The following is a 15,395-nucleotide window of genomic DNA, read 5'->3' on the forward strand; positions in this document are numbered from 1 at the left end:
CGTGATGGCAGAGGACCGGGAGCTGCGGGTACGCGCGCTCCTCGACTCGGTGCGCGCCGAGGGCCGGACGGCACTCACCGCGCCCGAGGGCAAGGTGATCGCCGACGCGTACGGGATCGCCGTACCGGGCGAGGAGCTGGCGACGGACGTGGACGAGGCCGTGGCCGCCGCGGCGCGCTTCGGCGGGCCGGTGGTCATGAAGATCGTCTCACCGGACATCCTGCACAAGACCGACGCCGGCGGTGTCGTGGTGGGCGTGGAGGGCGCGGCGGACGTACGGGCCTCGTTCTGCCGGATCGTCGAGAACGCCCGTGCGTACGATGCCGCGGCCCGGATCGAGGGCGTGCAGGTGCAGGAGCTGCTGCCGCCGGGCCAGGAGGTCATCGTCGGCGCGGTCACCGATCCCACCTTCGGCAAGGTCGTGGCGTTCGGGCTCGGCGGAGTGCTGGTCGAGGTGCTGAAGGACGTGACGTTCCGGCTGGCGCCGCTGGATGCCGGCGAGGCGCTGTCGATGCTGGACTCCATCCGGTCGGCGGAGATCCTGCGCGGGGTACGCGGGCAGGCCGGCGTGGACCGGTGGGCGGTCGCCGAGCAGATCCGCCGGGTGTCCCAACTGGTCGCGGACTTCCCGGAGATCGCCGAGGTCGACCTGAACCCGGTGATCGCCACGCCTCAGGGCGCGGTCGCCGCCGACATCCGGGTGATCCTCGCCGAGAAGCAGCCGCCGCCACGCAGGAAGTACACGCGCGAGGAGATCCTCACGTCCATGCGCCGGCTGATGCAGCCACGCTCGGTCGCGGTGATCGGCGCCTCCAACGAGCAGGGTAAGATCGGCAATTCGGTCATGCGCAACCTGATCGACGGTGGTTTCGCCGGGGAGATCCATCCGGTGAACCCCAGGGCCGATGACATTCTGGGCCGGAAGGCGTACAAGAGTGTCACGGACGTTCCCGGTGAGGTGGATGTGGCCGTCTTCGCCATTCCCGCCCAGTTCGTGGCAGCGGCGCTGGAGGAGGTGGGACGGAAGAGGATCCCCAACGCCGTGCTGATCCCCTCCGGTTTCGCGGAGACCGGCGAGCACGAACTGCAGGCGGAGATCGTCGCGATCGGCGAACGGCACGGCATCCGCCTGCTCGGCCCGAACATCTACGGCTACTACTCCACCTGGCAGGACCTGTGCGCCACGTTCTGCACGCCGTACGACGTGAAGGGCGGGGTGGCGCTGACCTCGCAGTCGGGCGGCATCGGCATGGCCATCCTGGGCTTCGCGCGGACCACGAAGACGGGTGTGTCGGCGATCGTGGGCCTCGGCAACAAGTCGGACCTGGACGAGGACGACCTGCTGACCTGGTTCGGCGAGGACCCGCGCACCGAGTGCATCGCGATGCACCTGGAGGATCTCAAGGACGGCCGGGCCTTCGTCGAGGCGGCGCGGAACACCGTACCGAAGAAGCCCGTCGTGGTCCTCAAGGCGGGCCGTACGGCGGCCGGTGCCAAGGCCGCCGGTTCACACACCGGAGCCCTCGCGGGCGACGACGCCGTGTACGACGACATCCTGCGGCAGGCCGGGGTGATCCGGGCGCCGGGCCTCAACGACATGCTGGAGTACGCTCGCGCGCTGCCCGTCCTGCCGGCCCCCAAGGGCGACAACGTCGTGATCATCACCGGCGCGGGCGGCAGCGGCGTGCTGCTCTCCGACGCCGTCACCGACAACGGCCTGTCCCTGATGGAGATTCCGCCGGACCTGGACGAGGCGTTCCGCCGGTTCATCCCCCCCTTCGGGGCCGCGGGCAACCCGGTCGACATCACCGGCGGCGAGCCGCCGTCGACGTACGAGGCCACGATCCGGCTGGGCCTCGAGGACCCGCGGATCCACGCGCTCGTCCTCGGCTACTGGCACACGATCGTCACCCCGCCGATGGTGTTCGCCGAGCTGACCGCCCGGGTGGTCGCGGAGTTCCGGGAGCGCGGCATCGAGAAGCCGGTCGTCGCCTCGCTCGCGGGGGACGTCGAGGTCGAGGAGGCCTGCCAGTACCTCTACGAGCGGGGGGTCGTGGCCTACCCGTACACCACGGAGCGGCCGGTGGCCGTGCTCGGCGCCAAATACCGGTGGGCGCGGGCGGCCGGACTGCTGGGAGGCGGCTCATGACCTAGGCGAGGTGGGGGCCGGCCGGCGGTGCGCGTCGGCCGGCCCCGGGACCCGTGCGCGCACGAAAGGCATTGGACAGGGGGCGCTGGCCAGAACTTTCGACGCAAGGGGTGCAGAGCAGCCATGAAATCCACCGATCTACCGGCATCCGTCCCCGTCAGGGAGGTGACGGATCGCCACGGCCGCGTGTACCGGATCGGCGAAACAGACGTCGATCTCATGGGCCGCACACGCATGTGGATGGTCGTCCTGCCCTGGGTGGGCATGATGGGCATCAGCTCCGCCGAGTACGCGTTCACGTCGGCGGAGGACACGCTGCACGAGGCGCATCTGTGGAGCAGCGGACACATCTTCTGGCTGATGGGCGTCTGGGTGTTCTTCCAGGCGGCCGTGGCCTTCCCGGCCGGGCAGCTGCGGGAGAGCGGACGGCTTCCCGCCCGTACGGCCATGCTGATCGGCGCGGCCGGCACACTGCTGGGCTATCTGTCGCTGGCGTACGCGCCGAACGTGGCCGTCGCCTGTCTCGGCTTCGGCATGTGCAGCGGCATCGGCGCCGGTCTCGTCTACGCGACCTGCGTGAACATGGTCGGCAAGTGGTATCCGGAGCGCAGGGGCGGCAAGACGGGCTTCGTCAACGGCGGCTTCGCCTACGGGTCGGTGCCGTTCGTGTTCCTGTTCACCTCCGTGCTGGACCTGAGCAACTACCGGGCCGTGCTGACGACGGCCGGCATCGGACTGTGTCTGGTGGTGGCCGCGGCCGGCTGGTTCTTCCGGGACCCGCCGAAGAACTGGTGGCCGCCGCACGTCGATCCGCTCAGGGTCGGCCGGGACCCCCGGATCCGCCGGGCGCTGGCGAAGAACCCGCCCGCGGTCCGGCAGTACACCCCGAGGGAGGCCGCCCGTACGCCCGTCTTGTGGATGATGTGGTGCTGTCTGCTGTGCACGGCCGGGATCAATGTCTTCGGCATCGCCTTCCAGGTGCCGTTCGGCAAGGACATGGGCTTCGCGGGCGGGATCGTCGCCACCGCGATGTCGTTGAAGGCGATCGTCAACGGCACCGGGCGCGGGGTCATCGGCTGGGTCTCCGACCGGCACGGCCGCCGCAACACCCTGATCATCGTGTGTGTCGTGCTCGGCACGGCACAGTTCGGAGTGCTGGTGTCCGGCCAGATGCACAGCATGCCGTTCTTCCTGTTCTGCTCCATGGTCTCCGGTTTCGGCGGAGGGGCGATCTTCCCCCTCTTCGCGGCCATGACGGCGGACTACTTCGGTGAGAACCACAACGCCACCAACTACGGGATGGTCTACAGCTCCAAGCTGGTCTCGGGGCTGGTGGGCTCCGGCCTGGGCGCGGTCGTCGTCGGCGAGTGGGACTACCACGGCGCGTTCGTCCTCGCCGGTTCCATCGGCCTGGCCTCCGCGGTACTGGCCCTCTTCCTCAAGGCACCGGGCAGGCCCAGCGCCCGGCGCATCGTCCCCAACCCGCACCCGCTCGGCGAGGAGATGGCGTGACATGACGGCAGACCCGATAGCGACGAACAGCACCGGTGCCGAACGACGTCCCTACCGCGAGGTGACGGACGCCCACGGCCGGGTGTACCGGATCGGGGAGACCGACCGGGACATCCTCGGCCACTCCCGCAAGCTCATGGTGTATCTGCCCTGGATCGCCATGATGGCCATCAGCGTCTTCGAGTACGCGTACGGCTCCGCCGAGGACACCCTGTCGCACGCGCACGGCTGGACGCAGTCCAACACCTTCTGGATCCTGAGCATCTGGGTGTTCTTCCAGGCCGGCATCGCCTTCCCGGCGGGCTGGCTGCGCGAGAAGGGCATCCTGACCGCGCGCCGGGCCATGCTCACCGGCTCCGGGATGTGCCTGGTCGGCTTCCTGGCCCTGTCCCACATCAGCGAGATCTGGCTGGCGATCATCGGCTTCGGGGTGATCGGCGGCCTCGGTTCCGGCCTGGTCTACGCGACGTGCATCAACATGGTCGGCAAGTGGTTCCCCGAACGGCGGGGCGCCCGCACCGGTTTCGTGAACGGCGGCTTCGCCTACGGCTCGCTCCCCTTCATCTTCGTCTTCAACTACGCCTTCGACACGGCCAACTACCACCGGGTCCTGGACCTGATCGGCCTCTACGTGATGGTCGTGGTGCTGGTCAGCGCGTTCTTCTTCAAGGACCCGCCGAAGAACTGGTGGCCCGCCGACATCGACCCGCTCACCTTCGCGGGCGACACCAAGAACGCGGCGAGTCTGGCCAAGAACCCGCCCGCCGTACGGCAGTTCACCCCCAAGGAGGCCATCCGCACCGGCATGCTCCCGCTGATGTGGATCTCCATCGTGATGACCGCCGGCGTTTCGATCTTCGGCATCTCCTTCCAGGTGGACTACGCCAAGGACGTGGGCTTCGGCCCGCTCGTCGCGGCCTCCTCGATGGGCGTCATGGCGGTCATCAACGGCATCGGCCGGGGTGTCGTGGGCTGGCTGTCCGACCGTTTCGGCCGCAAGTCGACGCTCGTCTTCGTGATCGTCCTCCTGGGCCTCGCCCAGTTCGGGGTGATCTGGGCCGGTGACGTCAAGAGCGAATGGCTGTTCCTGTTCTTCGCCTTCCTCTCCGGTTTCGGCGGGGGCGCCTTCTACCCGCTGTTCGCCGCGCTCACCCCGGACTACTTCGGCGAGAACTACAACGCCACCAACTACGGCCTGGTCTACAGCGGCAAGCTGATCAGCGGTCTGTTCGGCGGCGGCCTCGGCTCCATGGTGGTCGGCGCCTGGGGCTACGACGGGGCCTACGCGCTGGCCGGAGGTGTGTCGATGCTGGCGGCCGCGATCGCAATGCTGCTGCGCCGGCCGGGCCGGGACAAGGCCGGAAGGACCGTCGCGGCACCGCGCACACAGCCCGCGTCCTGAACACCACCGCACGGACGTTCCCCCTCCCCGTTCACCGGGCGCCGGAGGGGGAACGCCGCATGCGCGCACCGGGCCCCCGCGTGGAGAGGGGCGCCGGCAGGGCTGCTCGCGCCCCGAGTGCGGTTCCCGGCGCAGGGCGGCTGTACCTCCGGTGGTACGGCGTCCTCGCGCACGGTTCCCTCCCGACGCACGACACGGGCGTACCGGCCGGCTCTCGGACTGCGGCCCGTTGGCCACCGGGTGGCCGGCGTCCGCGCGCCGGACCACGGCCGGCTCCGGTTGCCGATGACCGCGTGGGTGGGCCGAGCCGTCTGCTCAGGACCCGTTGCGCTCGTGGTACGACTGGCGGGTGTGTTCGGTGTGGGCGCGCATCAGATCGGCGGCCCGCTGTTCGTCGCGGTCGGCGATCGCGGTGATCAGTTCCCGGTGTTCGATCCAGGACTGGCGGCCGCGCTGCCGGGCCACCGGCGTGTAGTACCAGCGGACCCGGCGGTCCACCTGGGCGGCGAGTTCGGCGAGGACGGCGTTGCCCGCCAGTTCCATGACCTTGGTGTGGAAGGCCGCGTTGAGGGCGACGGCGCGGTCCACGTCGTCCGCGGCGACCGCCTTCTCGCCCTCGGCGCACAGCTCCTTCAGCGCGCTGACCCCGGGGCTGTCGGCGTGGGCGGCGGCCAGCCGGGCCGCCTCGGCCTCCAGCAGGGTGCGTACGGTGAGCAGCTGGTCGGCCTCCTCCACCGTCGGCTCGTGCACGAACGCGCCCTGCGCGGGCCGCAGATCGACCCAGCCCTCGGTGTTGAGCCGCTGCAGCGCCTCGCGCACGGGCTGCCGGGAGACTCCGAGGTGCCCGGCGAGCTCGCTCTCGACCAAGTGCTGGCCGGGTTGCAGCGCACGCGTGGTGATGAGCTCGAGCAGTGCCTCGTAGACGCGTTCCCGCAGCGGTCCGGGACGCTCCAGCTTGGGCACCGCCCCCTGCGGCAGTCCGGTCGGCAACATCACGGGGTCCCCCTCCTGGGCAGGTCTGGCACGCAGACGCTTGACGCTCAGTATCGATTGTCTTTTGTGTACAGTCTACGGTGCACAAAATCCAGGCCCCCGTACACCTGCCGGGTACGCTCACGGACAGCGCACGACCTGCCCGGCGTACGACAGATTGCCACCGAAGCCGAACAGCAGCACCCGGTCGCCGGTGCCGAGCGCCCCCTGCTCGACCAGCTTGGACAGGGCGAGCGGGATGCTGGCCGCCGAGGTGTTGCCGGACTCGGTGACATCGCGGGCGACCACCGCGTTGACGGCGCCGAGCCTCTCGGCGAGCGGTTCGATGATGCGCAGGTTGGCCTGGTGCAGGACGACCCCGGCGAGGTCCTCGGGGGCCACCCCGGCCTTCTCGCAGGCGCGGCGGGCGATGGCCGGCAGCTGGGTGGTGGCCCAGCGGTAGACGCTCTGCCCCTCCTGCGCGAACCGCGGCGGGGTGCCCTCGATCCGCACGGCGTGCCCCATCTGCGGCACCGAACCCCACAGCACCGGCCCGATCCCGGGCTCCTGCCCCGGCGGGCAGGCCTCCACGACGGCGGCCCCGGCTCCGTCGCCGACGAGGACACAGGTGGTGCGGTCGCTCCAGTCGGTGACGTCGGACATCTTGTCGGCGCCGATGACCAGCGCACGGGTGGCCGCGCCGGCCCGGACGGTGTGGTCCGCGGTGGCCAGCGCGTGCGTGAACCCGGCGCACACCACGTTGACGTCCATCGCGGCCGGCTGCGGGATGCCGAGCCGGGCCGCCACCCGGGCGGCGGTGTTCGGGGACCGGTCGATGGCGGTGGAGGTGGCGACCAGGACCAGGTCGATGTCGCCGGGGGCCAGACCGGCGGTGGCGAGCGCCTTGGCGGCGGCGTGCGCGGCCAGCTCGTCGACCGGCTCGTCGGGTCCGGCGATGTGCCGGGTCCGGATGCCGACCCGGCTGCGGATCCACTCGTCGCTCGTGTCGACCATGCCGGCCAGGTCCTCGTTGGTGAGCACCCGGGCGGGCCGGTAGTGACCGATGGCCGCGATGCGCGAGCCGTTCATACGGGGTCCCCTCGTTGCCGTCGGTAGCGGGATCCCCCAGTCTGATCAGTGACCCACGAGTACGACGGCAGGTGAAGCCACAGGAATCGGGCGCCCGGGTTGTCGGCTTCGCCCACACCCCCGGACGCCCGAGCATTCACCCCGTGAACAGTTGTGTCGCCTTCTGTACGAGTTCGTACACCCCGTAGCCGAGGGGTGCTCCCACCCACAGCCAGGCGAGGGCGATCAGGCCCCGTCGGCTAGGCGGGCTGCTGTCGCTGGGCATCGGCGGCCTCCCTCGGGGCGGGAATGTGATGGCGGGCGTGGACGGGACGGACGAGTTCGTTGGCGACGAACCCGACGACGAGCAGGCCGATCATGATGCCGAACGACAGCCCGTACAGCGCCGGGCCGTGCTCGCCGGCGCCCTTCTGCCGGTCCGCGATCCAGTTGACGATCAGCGGTCCGAGGACGCCCGCGGTGGACCAGGCGGTGAGCAGCCGGCCGTGGATCGCGCCGACCTGGTGGGTGCCGAACAGGTCCTTCAGATAGGCGGGCACGGTCGCGAAGCCGCCGCCGTAGAAGGACAGGATGACCAGGGCGCACAGGACGAACAGTGGCTTCGCCGCGTCCCCGAACAGCGCGATGAGCAGGTACATCAGCGCGCCGGCGCCGAGGTAGACGCGGTAGATGTTCTTGCGGCCGATGCGGTCGGAGGCGGACGACCACCCGATCCGGCCCGCCATGTTGGCCGCCGACAGCAGCGCGACGAAACCGGCGGCCGCGGAGGCCGACACCGGGGTGGAGCTGTCCGCGAAGAAGTCCGTGATCATCGGGGCGGCCTTCTCGAGGATGCCGATGCCGGCGGTCACGTTCGTGCACAGCACGACCCACAGCAACCAGAACTGCGGGGTGCGCAGCGCGCTGCGGGCGGACACCTGCACACCGGCGACGGAGCTCGGCCCGCCCGCGCCGGTGCCGGGCGCGCCCCCTCGGGGCACGCGCACGAGCAGCACGCCGAGCGTCATGAAGACGGCGTACGCCAGACCGTGCACCAGGAACGCGAGCGCGATCCCGGAGTGATCGGTGCCGAAGGAGTCGAGCATCTGCGCCGACCAGGGTGAGGCGATCAGCGCGCCGCCGCCGAAGCCCATGATGGCGATGCCGGTGGCCATGCCGGGCCGGTCGGGGAACCACTTGATCAGCGTGGAGACGGGCGAGATGTAGCCGATGCCGAGGCCGATCCCGCCGACGAAGCCGTAGCCGAGCACGATCAGCCAGTACTGCTGGGTCTGGGCGCCGAGCGCGGAGATCAGGAAGCCGGAGGAGAAGCAGACGAGGGCCACGGTCATCGCCCAGCGCGGGCCGTTGCGTTCGACGAGCGTGCCGCCGAAAGCGGCCGACAGCCCGAGCATGACGATCGCCAACTGGAAGGGCAGGGCGCTCTGGGTGCCGTCGAGGTGCAGGGCGGACTCCAGGGGCGGCTTGAACACGCTCCAGGCGTAGGCCTGCCCGATGGACAGATGGACGGAGAGGGCGGCGGGCGGAACGAGCCAGCGGCTCCAGCCCGGGGGTGCGAGAGGGGGGCTGCTCATGCTCGCGGACGCTAGGGCCAGGAGCGGGAGTTGAGAAGCGCGCGGTCGACCGTATGCGGTGAACGGTATCCGGGACGCGTTCAACGGTCGCCGCACGACCCTTGCCGAGGATCATTCCATACTGTAGACAATATTTCGTCGACAGGATTCGGCCGCCCGTTCGTCATGGTCGGCTCGTCTCCCTCTCCGCGGTATCCCTCAAACCGAACGGAGTGCCCCCGTGAAAGTGGCAGTTCTCGGCGCCGGCGCCATCGGCGCCTACGTCGGTGCCTCGCTCCACCGCGCCGGCGCCGATGTGCACCTCATCGCCCGTGGACCGCATCTGGCGGCCATGAGGCGGCACGGAGTACGCGTGCTCAGCCCGCGCGGCGACTTCACCGCACACCCCCACGCCACCGACGATCCCGGCGAGGTAGGTCCGGCGGACTACGTCTTCCTCGGCCTGAAGGCCAACGCGTACGCGGCGTGCGGGCCGCTGATCGCGCCCCTGCTGCACGAGCGCACCGCGGTGGTGGCCGCTCAGAACGGCATCCCCTGGTGGTACTTCCACCGGCACGGCGGCCCCTACGACGGCCACCGCCTCGAAAGCGTGGACCCGGACGGCGCCGTCAGCCGGATCCTCGCCCCCGAACGGGCCGTCGGCTGCGTGGTGTACGCGGCCACGGAACTCCAGTCCCCCGGCGTCGTACGGCACTTGGAGGGCACCCGGTTCTCCATCGGCGAGCCGGACCGCAGCGTCTCGGCTCGCTGTCAGGACCTCAGCGAGGCCATGCGGACCGGCGGTCTGAAGTGTCCGGTGGAGCGGGAGCTGCGCGCGGACATCTGGGTCAAGCTGCTGGGGAACATCTCCTTCAACCCGATCAGCGCCCTGGCCCGCGCCACCATGCGGCAGATGTGCCTGCACGGCGGCACCCGACGGGTCATCGAGACGATGATGCGCGAGACGCTCTCGGTCGCCGAGTCGCTCGGCTGCACCGTCGGCGTCTCCGTCGAACGCAGGCTCGCGGGCGCGGAACGCGTCGGCGACCACCGCACCTCCACCCTCCAGGACCTGGAGCGCGGCAAGCCACTGGAACTGGACGTGCTGCTCGCGGCCGTCGTCGAACTCGCGGAGATCACCGGCGTCGAGGTGCCGACACTGCGCACCGTGCACGCCATCTCGGACCTGCTCGCGCTGAGGAGCGCCGCATGAGGAAACGGCAACCGAAGACCTACACCCGGCTGACCCACCCGCTGGTCCGCGACTCCCGCGCGGAGCCGTTCCGCCGGGCGGGCTGGGAGGAGGCGCTGGACCGGGCGGCCCGCGGCCTCGCCCGCAACCGGGGCGCGTTCGGCATGTTCTCCTGCGCCCGCGCCACCAACGAGATGAACTACGTGGCGCAGAAGTTCGCCCGGGTCGTCATGGGCACCCACAACGTCGACTCCTGCAACCGGACCTGTCACGCGCCGAGCGTGGCGGGTCTGTCGGCGGCGTTCGGCTCCGGCGGCGGCACGTCGTCGTACGAGGAGATCGAGCACACCGACGTCATCGTGATGTGGGGTTCCAACGCCCGCTTCGCGCACCCGATCTTCTTCCAGCACGTGCTGAAGGGCATCAGGAACGGCGCCCGGATGTACGCCGTCGACCCGAGGCGCACGTCCACCGCCGAGTGGGCGGAGAGCTGGCTCGGGCTGAACGTCGGCACCGACATCCCGATGGCGCACGCGATCGGCCGCGAGATCATCCACGCGGGGCTGGCCAACGAGGCGTTCATCGCACGGGCCACCACCGGCTTCGAGGAGTACCGCGCGCTGGTGGAACCGTGGACGCTGTCGCTCACCGAGAAGGTGACCGGCGTACCGGCCCGAGCGATACGGGAGCTGGCGCACGCCTACGCCCGGGCCGAACGCGCGCAGCTGTGCTGGACGCTCGGCATCACCGAGCACCACAACGGCACCGACAACGTCCGGGCCCTGATCAACCTGTCCCTGCTCACCGGCCACGTCGGCCGCTACGGCTCCGGACTGCAGCCGCTGCGCGGGCAGAACAACGTGCAGGGCGGCGGCGACATGGGCGCGATCCCCAACCGGCTGCCCGGCTTCCAGGACATCCTCGACCCGGACGTGCGGCTGAAGTTCGAGTCGGCGTGGGACACCGTCATCCAGCCGCACTACGGGCTGAACCTGACGGAGATGTTCGAGGCGATGGAGGAGGGAAGTCTGCGGGCCGTGTACTGCATCGGGGAGAACCCGGCGCAGTCGGAGGCCGACAGCGAGCAGGCCGTACGGCGGATGAACGCGCTGGACTTCCTGGTCGTGCAGGACATCTTCCTCACGAAGACCGCCGAGTTGGCGGACGTGGTGCTGCCGGCGACCGCCGGGTGGGCGGAGACGGAGGGCACGACCACCAACAGCGAACGCCGGGTGCAGCGCGTCCGGCGGGCCGTCACCCCGCCCGGCGAGGCCCGCGAGGACATCGACATCATCTGCGCACTGGCGGCCCGGCTCGGCCACGACTGGAAGTACGCCGACGCCGAGGCCGTCTGGAACGAACTGCGGTCGGTGTCCCCGGACCACTACGGCATGACGTACGAGCGGCTCGAGGAGCACCGGGGCATCCAGTGGCCCTGCCCGAGCACCCAGCGGCTCGAACCGACCTACCTGCACGGGCGGTTGTGGGAGTCCGACCCGCAGCGGCGGGGGAGGGCGGCGCCGTTCGGGCTGGTCCAGCACGATCCGCCGGTGGACCTCACCGACGAGGAGTACCCGATCCGGCTCACCACCGGCCGGCGCCTGGACTCGTACAACACCGGTGTGCAGAGCGGCGGTTTCGCCTCCCCGCTGCGCCGCGGCGAGTACGTCGAGCTGTGCCCGGAGGACGCCGAGCGGTACGGGGTCGTCGTCGGCGAGGAGGTGCGGGTGACCTCGCGGCGCGGCTCGGTGGTTGCGCCGGTGTGGGTCGACCCCGCGCTGCGGCCCGGTCTGGCCTTCATGACCATGCACTTTCCCGACGAGGTGGACACCAACCAGCTGACGATCGAGGCGAACTGCCCGATCGCCGGGACGGCGGAGTTCAAGGCGTCGGCGATCCGGATAGAGAAGCTTCCCGCCGCGACCATCGTGAGGTGACCTGGTGGATCTGCACTTCGGCGACAGCAAGCCGACGGACGAGGAACGGGCCGCCGTGGACGCCCTGCTGGGCCCTCCGGAGTCCTCCTGGGAGGGCGCCGACCGCAGCGACGCCGACCTGAGGTGGGCGCGCGGCGGCCGCGAGGCCAGGGACCGCCGCGACCTGCTGCTGCCGGGGCTGCACGCGATCAACGACCGGATCGGCTGGATCAGCGCGGGGGCCCTCGACTACCTGTGCCGCCGGCTGACGGTCCCGCCGGCCGACGCGTACGGGGTCGCCACCTTCTACGCGATGTTCTCCGTGAAGCCCCGCCCGGCGACCGTCCTGCACGTCTGCACCGACCTGGCGTGCGCGGCGGCGGGAGCGTCGCGCCTGTGCGCCGGGGCGGAGGAGGGGCTCGGGCCGGGCAGCGGGGTCCACGTCGAGCGCAGCCCCTGCCTGGGCCTGTGCGAGCGGGCGCCGGCCGCCCTCGCCGTCAGGGCGGGTGATCCGGTGCGGACGGCGGTCGTGGCGCCTGCGACCGTGGACGAAGCCGTACGCGCGGCCGGCGCGCCCGACGCGGCGCCCGAGGAGCCGCCGGCGGCCATGGCGGTACCCCAGGCGGGTCAGGAGGGCCTCGTCCTGCTGCGTCGGGTGGGTGTCGTCGACCCGGCCTCGCTGGACGACTACCGCGCGCACGGCGGCTACACCGCGCTGCGCCGGGCCTTCGCGCTCGGGCCCGCCGGGGTCATCCGCGAGGTCACCGACTCCGGCCTGGTCGGGCGCGGTGGCGCCGCCTTCCCCACGGGCCGCAAGTGGCAGGCCACGGCGTCCCGGCCCGACCATCCGCACCACCTCGTCTGCAACGCCGACGAATCCGAACCCGGCACCTTCAAGGACCGCGTGATCATGGAGGGAGACCCGTACGCGCTGATCGAGGCGATGACCGTCGCGGCGTACGCGACCGGCGCCCACCGGGGTCACCTGTATCTGCGCGGCGAGTACCCGCGCGCCCTGCGCCGCCTGGAGCACGCGATCGCGCAGGCACGCGCGCGCGGCTTCCTCGGGGATGACGTCCTCGGCCAGGGGTACGCCTTCGACATCGAGATCCGGCGGGGCGCGGGCGCGTACATCTGCGGGGAGGAGACGGCCCTGTTCAACTCCATCGAGGGATACCGGGGCGAGCCGCGCTCCAAGCCGCCGTTCCCCGTGGAGAAGGGGCTGTTCGGCAAGCCGACGGTCGAGAACAACGTGGAGACACTGGTCAACGTCCTGCCGATCCTGACCATGGGCGCCCCGGCGTACGCGGCGATCGGCACCGCGGGCTCGACCGGGCCCAAGCTGTACTGCGTGTCCGGGAGCGTGGCTCGGCCCGGCGTCTACGAACTCCCCTTCGGCGCCACGCTGGGCGAGCTGCTCGAACTGGCCGGAGTCCGGGGGGGGTTGCGGGCGGTGCTGCTCGGCGGCGCGGCGGGCGGGTTCGTCCGGCCCGACGAGCTCGACATCCCGCTGACCTTCGAAGGCACGAGGGAGGCGGGCACCACGCTCGGCTCGGGTGTGGTGATGGCCTTCGACGACAGCGTGCCGCTGCCCCGGCTGCTGCTCAGGATCGCCGAGTTCTTCCGGGAGGAGTCCTGCGGGCAGTGCGTGCCGTGCCGGGTCGGGACCGTCCGGCAGGAGGAGGCGCTGCGCCGGATCGCCGAGCGCACCGGGGCGGCGGCCGCCGACGACATCGCCCTGTTGCGGGAGGTCGGCCGGGCGATGCGGGACGCCTCGATCTGCGGTCTGGGGCAGACCGCGTGGAACGCCGTGGAATCCGCCATCGACCGTCTGGGGGCGTACGCATGACCGTCACACCGCTGGGGATCCCGCGCCGGCTGCTGGAGTTCACGCTCGACGGCGAGCCCGCGCGGGTACCGGAGGGCTCGACCGTGCTGGACGCCTGCCGGGCGGCCGGCAAGGACATCCCGACGCTGTGCGAGGGCGACACGCTGCGGCCGAAGAACGCCTGCCGGGTGTGCGTGGTGGAGGTCGAGGGCTCGCGGACCCTGGTGCCGGCCTGCTCGCGCAGGGCGGAGCCGGGGATGGAGGTGCGGACCGACACCGAGCGCGTCAGGCACAGCCGCAAGATCGTCCTGGAACTGCTCGCCTCCTCGGTCGACCTGTCGACGACCCCGGGGGCGGCCGAGTGGATCAAGGAGTACGAGGCGAAGCCGGACCGTTTCGGCCCCGGCGCGGCCCGGCTGAACGAGGAGCCGAGGATCGACAACGACCTGTATGTGCGGGACTACGCCAAGTGCATCCTGTGCTACAAGTGCGTCGACGCCTGCGGCGACCAGTGGCAGAACACCTTCGCGATCTCGGTCGCCGGGCGGGGTTTCGACGCCCGGATCGCCGTCGAGCACGACGCCCGGCTCACCGACTCGGCCTGTGTGTACTGCGGGAACTGCGTCGAGGTGTGCCCGACCGGGGCACTCGCGCCGAAGACGGAGTTCGACATGCGGGCGGCCGGCACCTGGGACGAGTCCCGGCAGACACGGACGTCCACGGTGTGCGCGTACTGCGGAGTGGGCTGCACCCTCACGCTCCATGTGCAGGACAATGAGATCGTGAAGGTCACCTCGCCGCACGACAACCCGGTGACCCACGGCAATCTCTGCATCAAGGGCCGTTTCGGCTACCAGCACGTACAGAACCGGGACTGATCAGGACATGGGACGAGTCACGGAACGACGCAAGGTCCTCCGCATCCGGGACGGGGCGCTCTCCACCCGGCCGGACACACTCGTCGCCGAGGAGCCCCTGGAGATCCGGCTGAACGGCAAGCCGCTCGCGATCACCATGCGCACCCCGGGCGACGACTTCGCGCTGGCCGCGGGGTTCCTGGTGAGCGAGGGGGTGCTGGCCACCGCCGACGATCTGCAGAACATCGTCTACTGCGCGGGGGCGACGGTGGACGGATCGAACACCTACAACGTGGTCGACGTGAAGACCGCGCCCGGCGTCGCCCTGCCGGACTTCACCCTGGAGCGGAACGTCTACACGTCCTCCTCCTGCGGCCTGTGCGGCAAGGCCAGCCTGGACGCCGTACGGACGACCGCGCGCTTCCCGATCGCCGACACTCCCCCGGTCCGGGTCACCCCCGAGCTGCTGGCGAGCCTTCCCGACCGGCTGCGGGCGGCCCAGCGGGTGTTCGACCGGACCGGGGGCCTGCACGCGGCGGCCCTGTTCACCGAGGAGGGCGAGCTGGTGGACATACGGGAGGACGTGGGCCGGCACAACGCGGTCGACAAACTGGTCGGGCGGGCGCTGCAGAACGGCGGCCTGCCGCTGTCGCGCACGATCCTCCTGGTCTCGGGGCGGGCCTCGTTCGAGCTGGCGCAGAAGGCGGTGATGGCGGGCATCCCGGTGCTGGCCGCGGTGTCGGCACCCTCGTCGCTGGCCGTGGACCTGGCCGCGGAGGCGGGTCTGACCCTGGTGGGCTTCCTGCGGGGCAGCTCGATGAACGTGTACGCGGGCGAGGACCGCATCGCCCTGCGGGAGACGGCCGCCCAGGGCTGAGGTGTCTCCCCGCGGCACGGCGGCGGGGCCCCGGCCGGCGGGGAGCGC

12 protein-coding genes are annotated in these 15,395 nt (G+C 71.1%); 8 read left to right on the top strand and 4 right to left on the bottom strand.

Annotated elements, in window-relative coordinates; genetic code table 11:
* Positions 1-4: 4 nt before the first annotated feature.
* The 3 genes from AB0L59_RS27700 to AB0L59_RS27710 all read left to right on the top strand — a co-directional run bounded on the left by AB0L59_RS27700 (position 5) and on the right by AB0L59_RS27710 (position 5,063).
* Positions 5-2,149 carry an acetate--CoA ligase family protein gene (locus tag AB0L59_RS27700; RefSeq protein WP_365588745.1) on the top strand — a complete coding sequence of 715 codons (2,145 nt, stop codon included), beginning with the start codon at positions 5-7 and terminating at the stop codon, positions 2,147-2,149.
* 123 nt (positions 2,150-2,272) lie between these two features.
* Positions 2,273-3,661, top strand: a complete 1,389-nt coding sequence (locus AB0L59_RS27705) for an OFA family MFS transporter (protein WP_365588748.1) — start codon at positions 2,273-2,275, stop codon at positions 3,659-3,661.
* A gap of 1 nt (position 3,662) precedes the next feature.
* The gene (locus AB0L59_RS27710; RefSeq protein ID WP_365588751.1) at positions 3,663-5,063 is read left to right on the top strand and encodes an OFA family MFS transporter; all 1,401 of its coding nucleotides are present in this window, start codon (positions 3,663-3,665) and stop codon (positions 5,061-5,063) included.
* Positions 5,064-5,378: 315 nt separating this feature from the next.
* Here AB0L59_RS27710 and AB0L59_RS27715 read toward each other — a convergent pair whose 3' ends face one another.
* The 4 genes from AB0L59_RS27715 to AB0L59_RS27730 form a co-directional block, all read right to left on the bottom strand.
* Positions 5,379-6,056 (bottom strand): GntR family transcriptional regulator, encoded by a 678-nt coding sequence (locus AB0L59_RS27715; RefSeq protein ID WP_365588817.1) that lies wholly within the window; start codon positions 6,054-6,056, stop codon positions 5,379-5,381.
* A 120-nt stretch (positions 6,057-6,176) separates the two neighbouring features.
* Complete coding sequence (locus AB0L59_RS27720; protein WP_365588753.1) at positions 6,177-7,124, bottom strand: beta-ketoacyl-ACP synthase III; 948 nt, start codon at positions 7,122-7,124, stop codon at positions 6,177-6,179.
* Between the two features lie 136 nt (positions 7,125-7,260).
* Entirely contained in the window at positions 7,261-7,389 is a 129-nt protein-coding gene (locus AB0L59_RS27725) for a hypothetical protein (protein ID WP_351803529.1), read from the bottom strand.
* Positions 7,364-8,698, bottom strand: a complete 1,335-nt coding sequence (locus AB0L59_RS27730) for an OFA family MFS transporter (RefSeq protein WP_365588756.1) — start codon at positions 8,696-8,698, stop codon at positions 7,364-7,366. Before AB0L59_RS27730 ends, AB0L59_RS27725 begins: the two co-directional genes overlap by 26 nt.
* Positions 8,699-8,918: 220 nt before the next feature.
* On the opposite strand from AB0L59_RS27730, the gene AB0L59_RS27735 reads away from it, so the two are divergent.
* The 5 genes from AB0L59_RS27735 to fdhD are packed head-to-tail and all read left to right on the top strand — an operon-like array spanning position 8,919 to position 15,347.
* Complete coding sequence (locus tag AB0L59_RS27735; RefSeq protein ID WP_365588758.1) at positions 8,919-9,890, top strand: 2-dehydropantoate 2-reductase; 972 nt, start codon at positions 8,919-8,921, stop codon at positions 9,888-9,890.
* On the top strand, positions 9,887-11,806 hold the full coding sequence (locus AB0L59_RS27740; RefSeq protein WP_365588760.1) for a molybdopterin-dependent oxidoreductase: 1,920 nt from the start codon (positions 9,887-9,889) through the stop codon (positions 11,804-11,806). The genes AB0L59_RS27735 and AB0L59_RS27740 overlap by 4 nt, the downstream gene beginning before the upstream one ends.
* 4 nt (positions 11,807-11,810) lie before the next feature.
* A complete protein-coding gene (locus AB0L59_RS27745) occupies positions 11,811-13,634 on the top strand; it encodes an NADH-ubiquinone oxidoreductase-F iron-sulfur binding region domain-containing protein (protein ID WP_365588762.1) in 1,824 nt (607 codons plus the stop codon).
* Positions 13,631-14,491 carry a 2Fe-2S iron-sulfur cluster-binding protein gene (locus AB0L59_RS27750; RefSeq protein WP_365588765.1) on the top strand — a complete coding sequence of 287 codons (861 nt, stop codon included), beginning with the start codon at positions 13,631-13,633 and terminating at the stop codon, positions 14,489-14,491. The genes AB0L59_RS27745 and AB0L59_RS27750 overlap by 4 nt, the downstream gene beginning before the upstream one ends.
* Before the next feature lie 7 nt (positions 14,492-14,498).
* Positions 14,499-15,347 (top strand): formate dehydrogenase accessory sulfurtransferase FdhD, encoded by an 849-nt coding sequence (fdhD, locus tag AB0L59_RS27755; protein ID WP_365588768.1) that lies wholly within the window; start codon positions 14,499-14,501, stop codon positions 15,345-15,347.
* Positions 15,348-15,395 lie beyond the last annotated feature (48 nt).

Origin of the sequence: Streptomyces sp. NPDC052109 (genome assembly GCF_040680195.1) — a bacterium.
Lineage (GTDB): Bacteria > Actinomycetota > Actinomycetes > Streptomycetales > Streptomycetaceae > Streptomyces.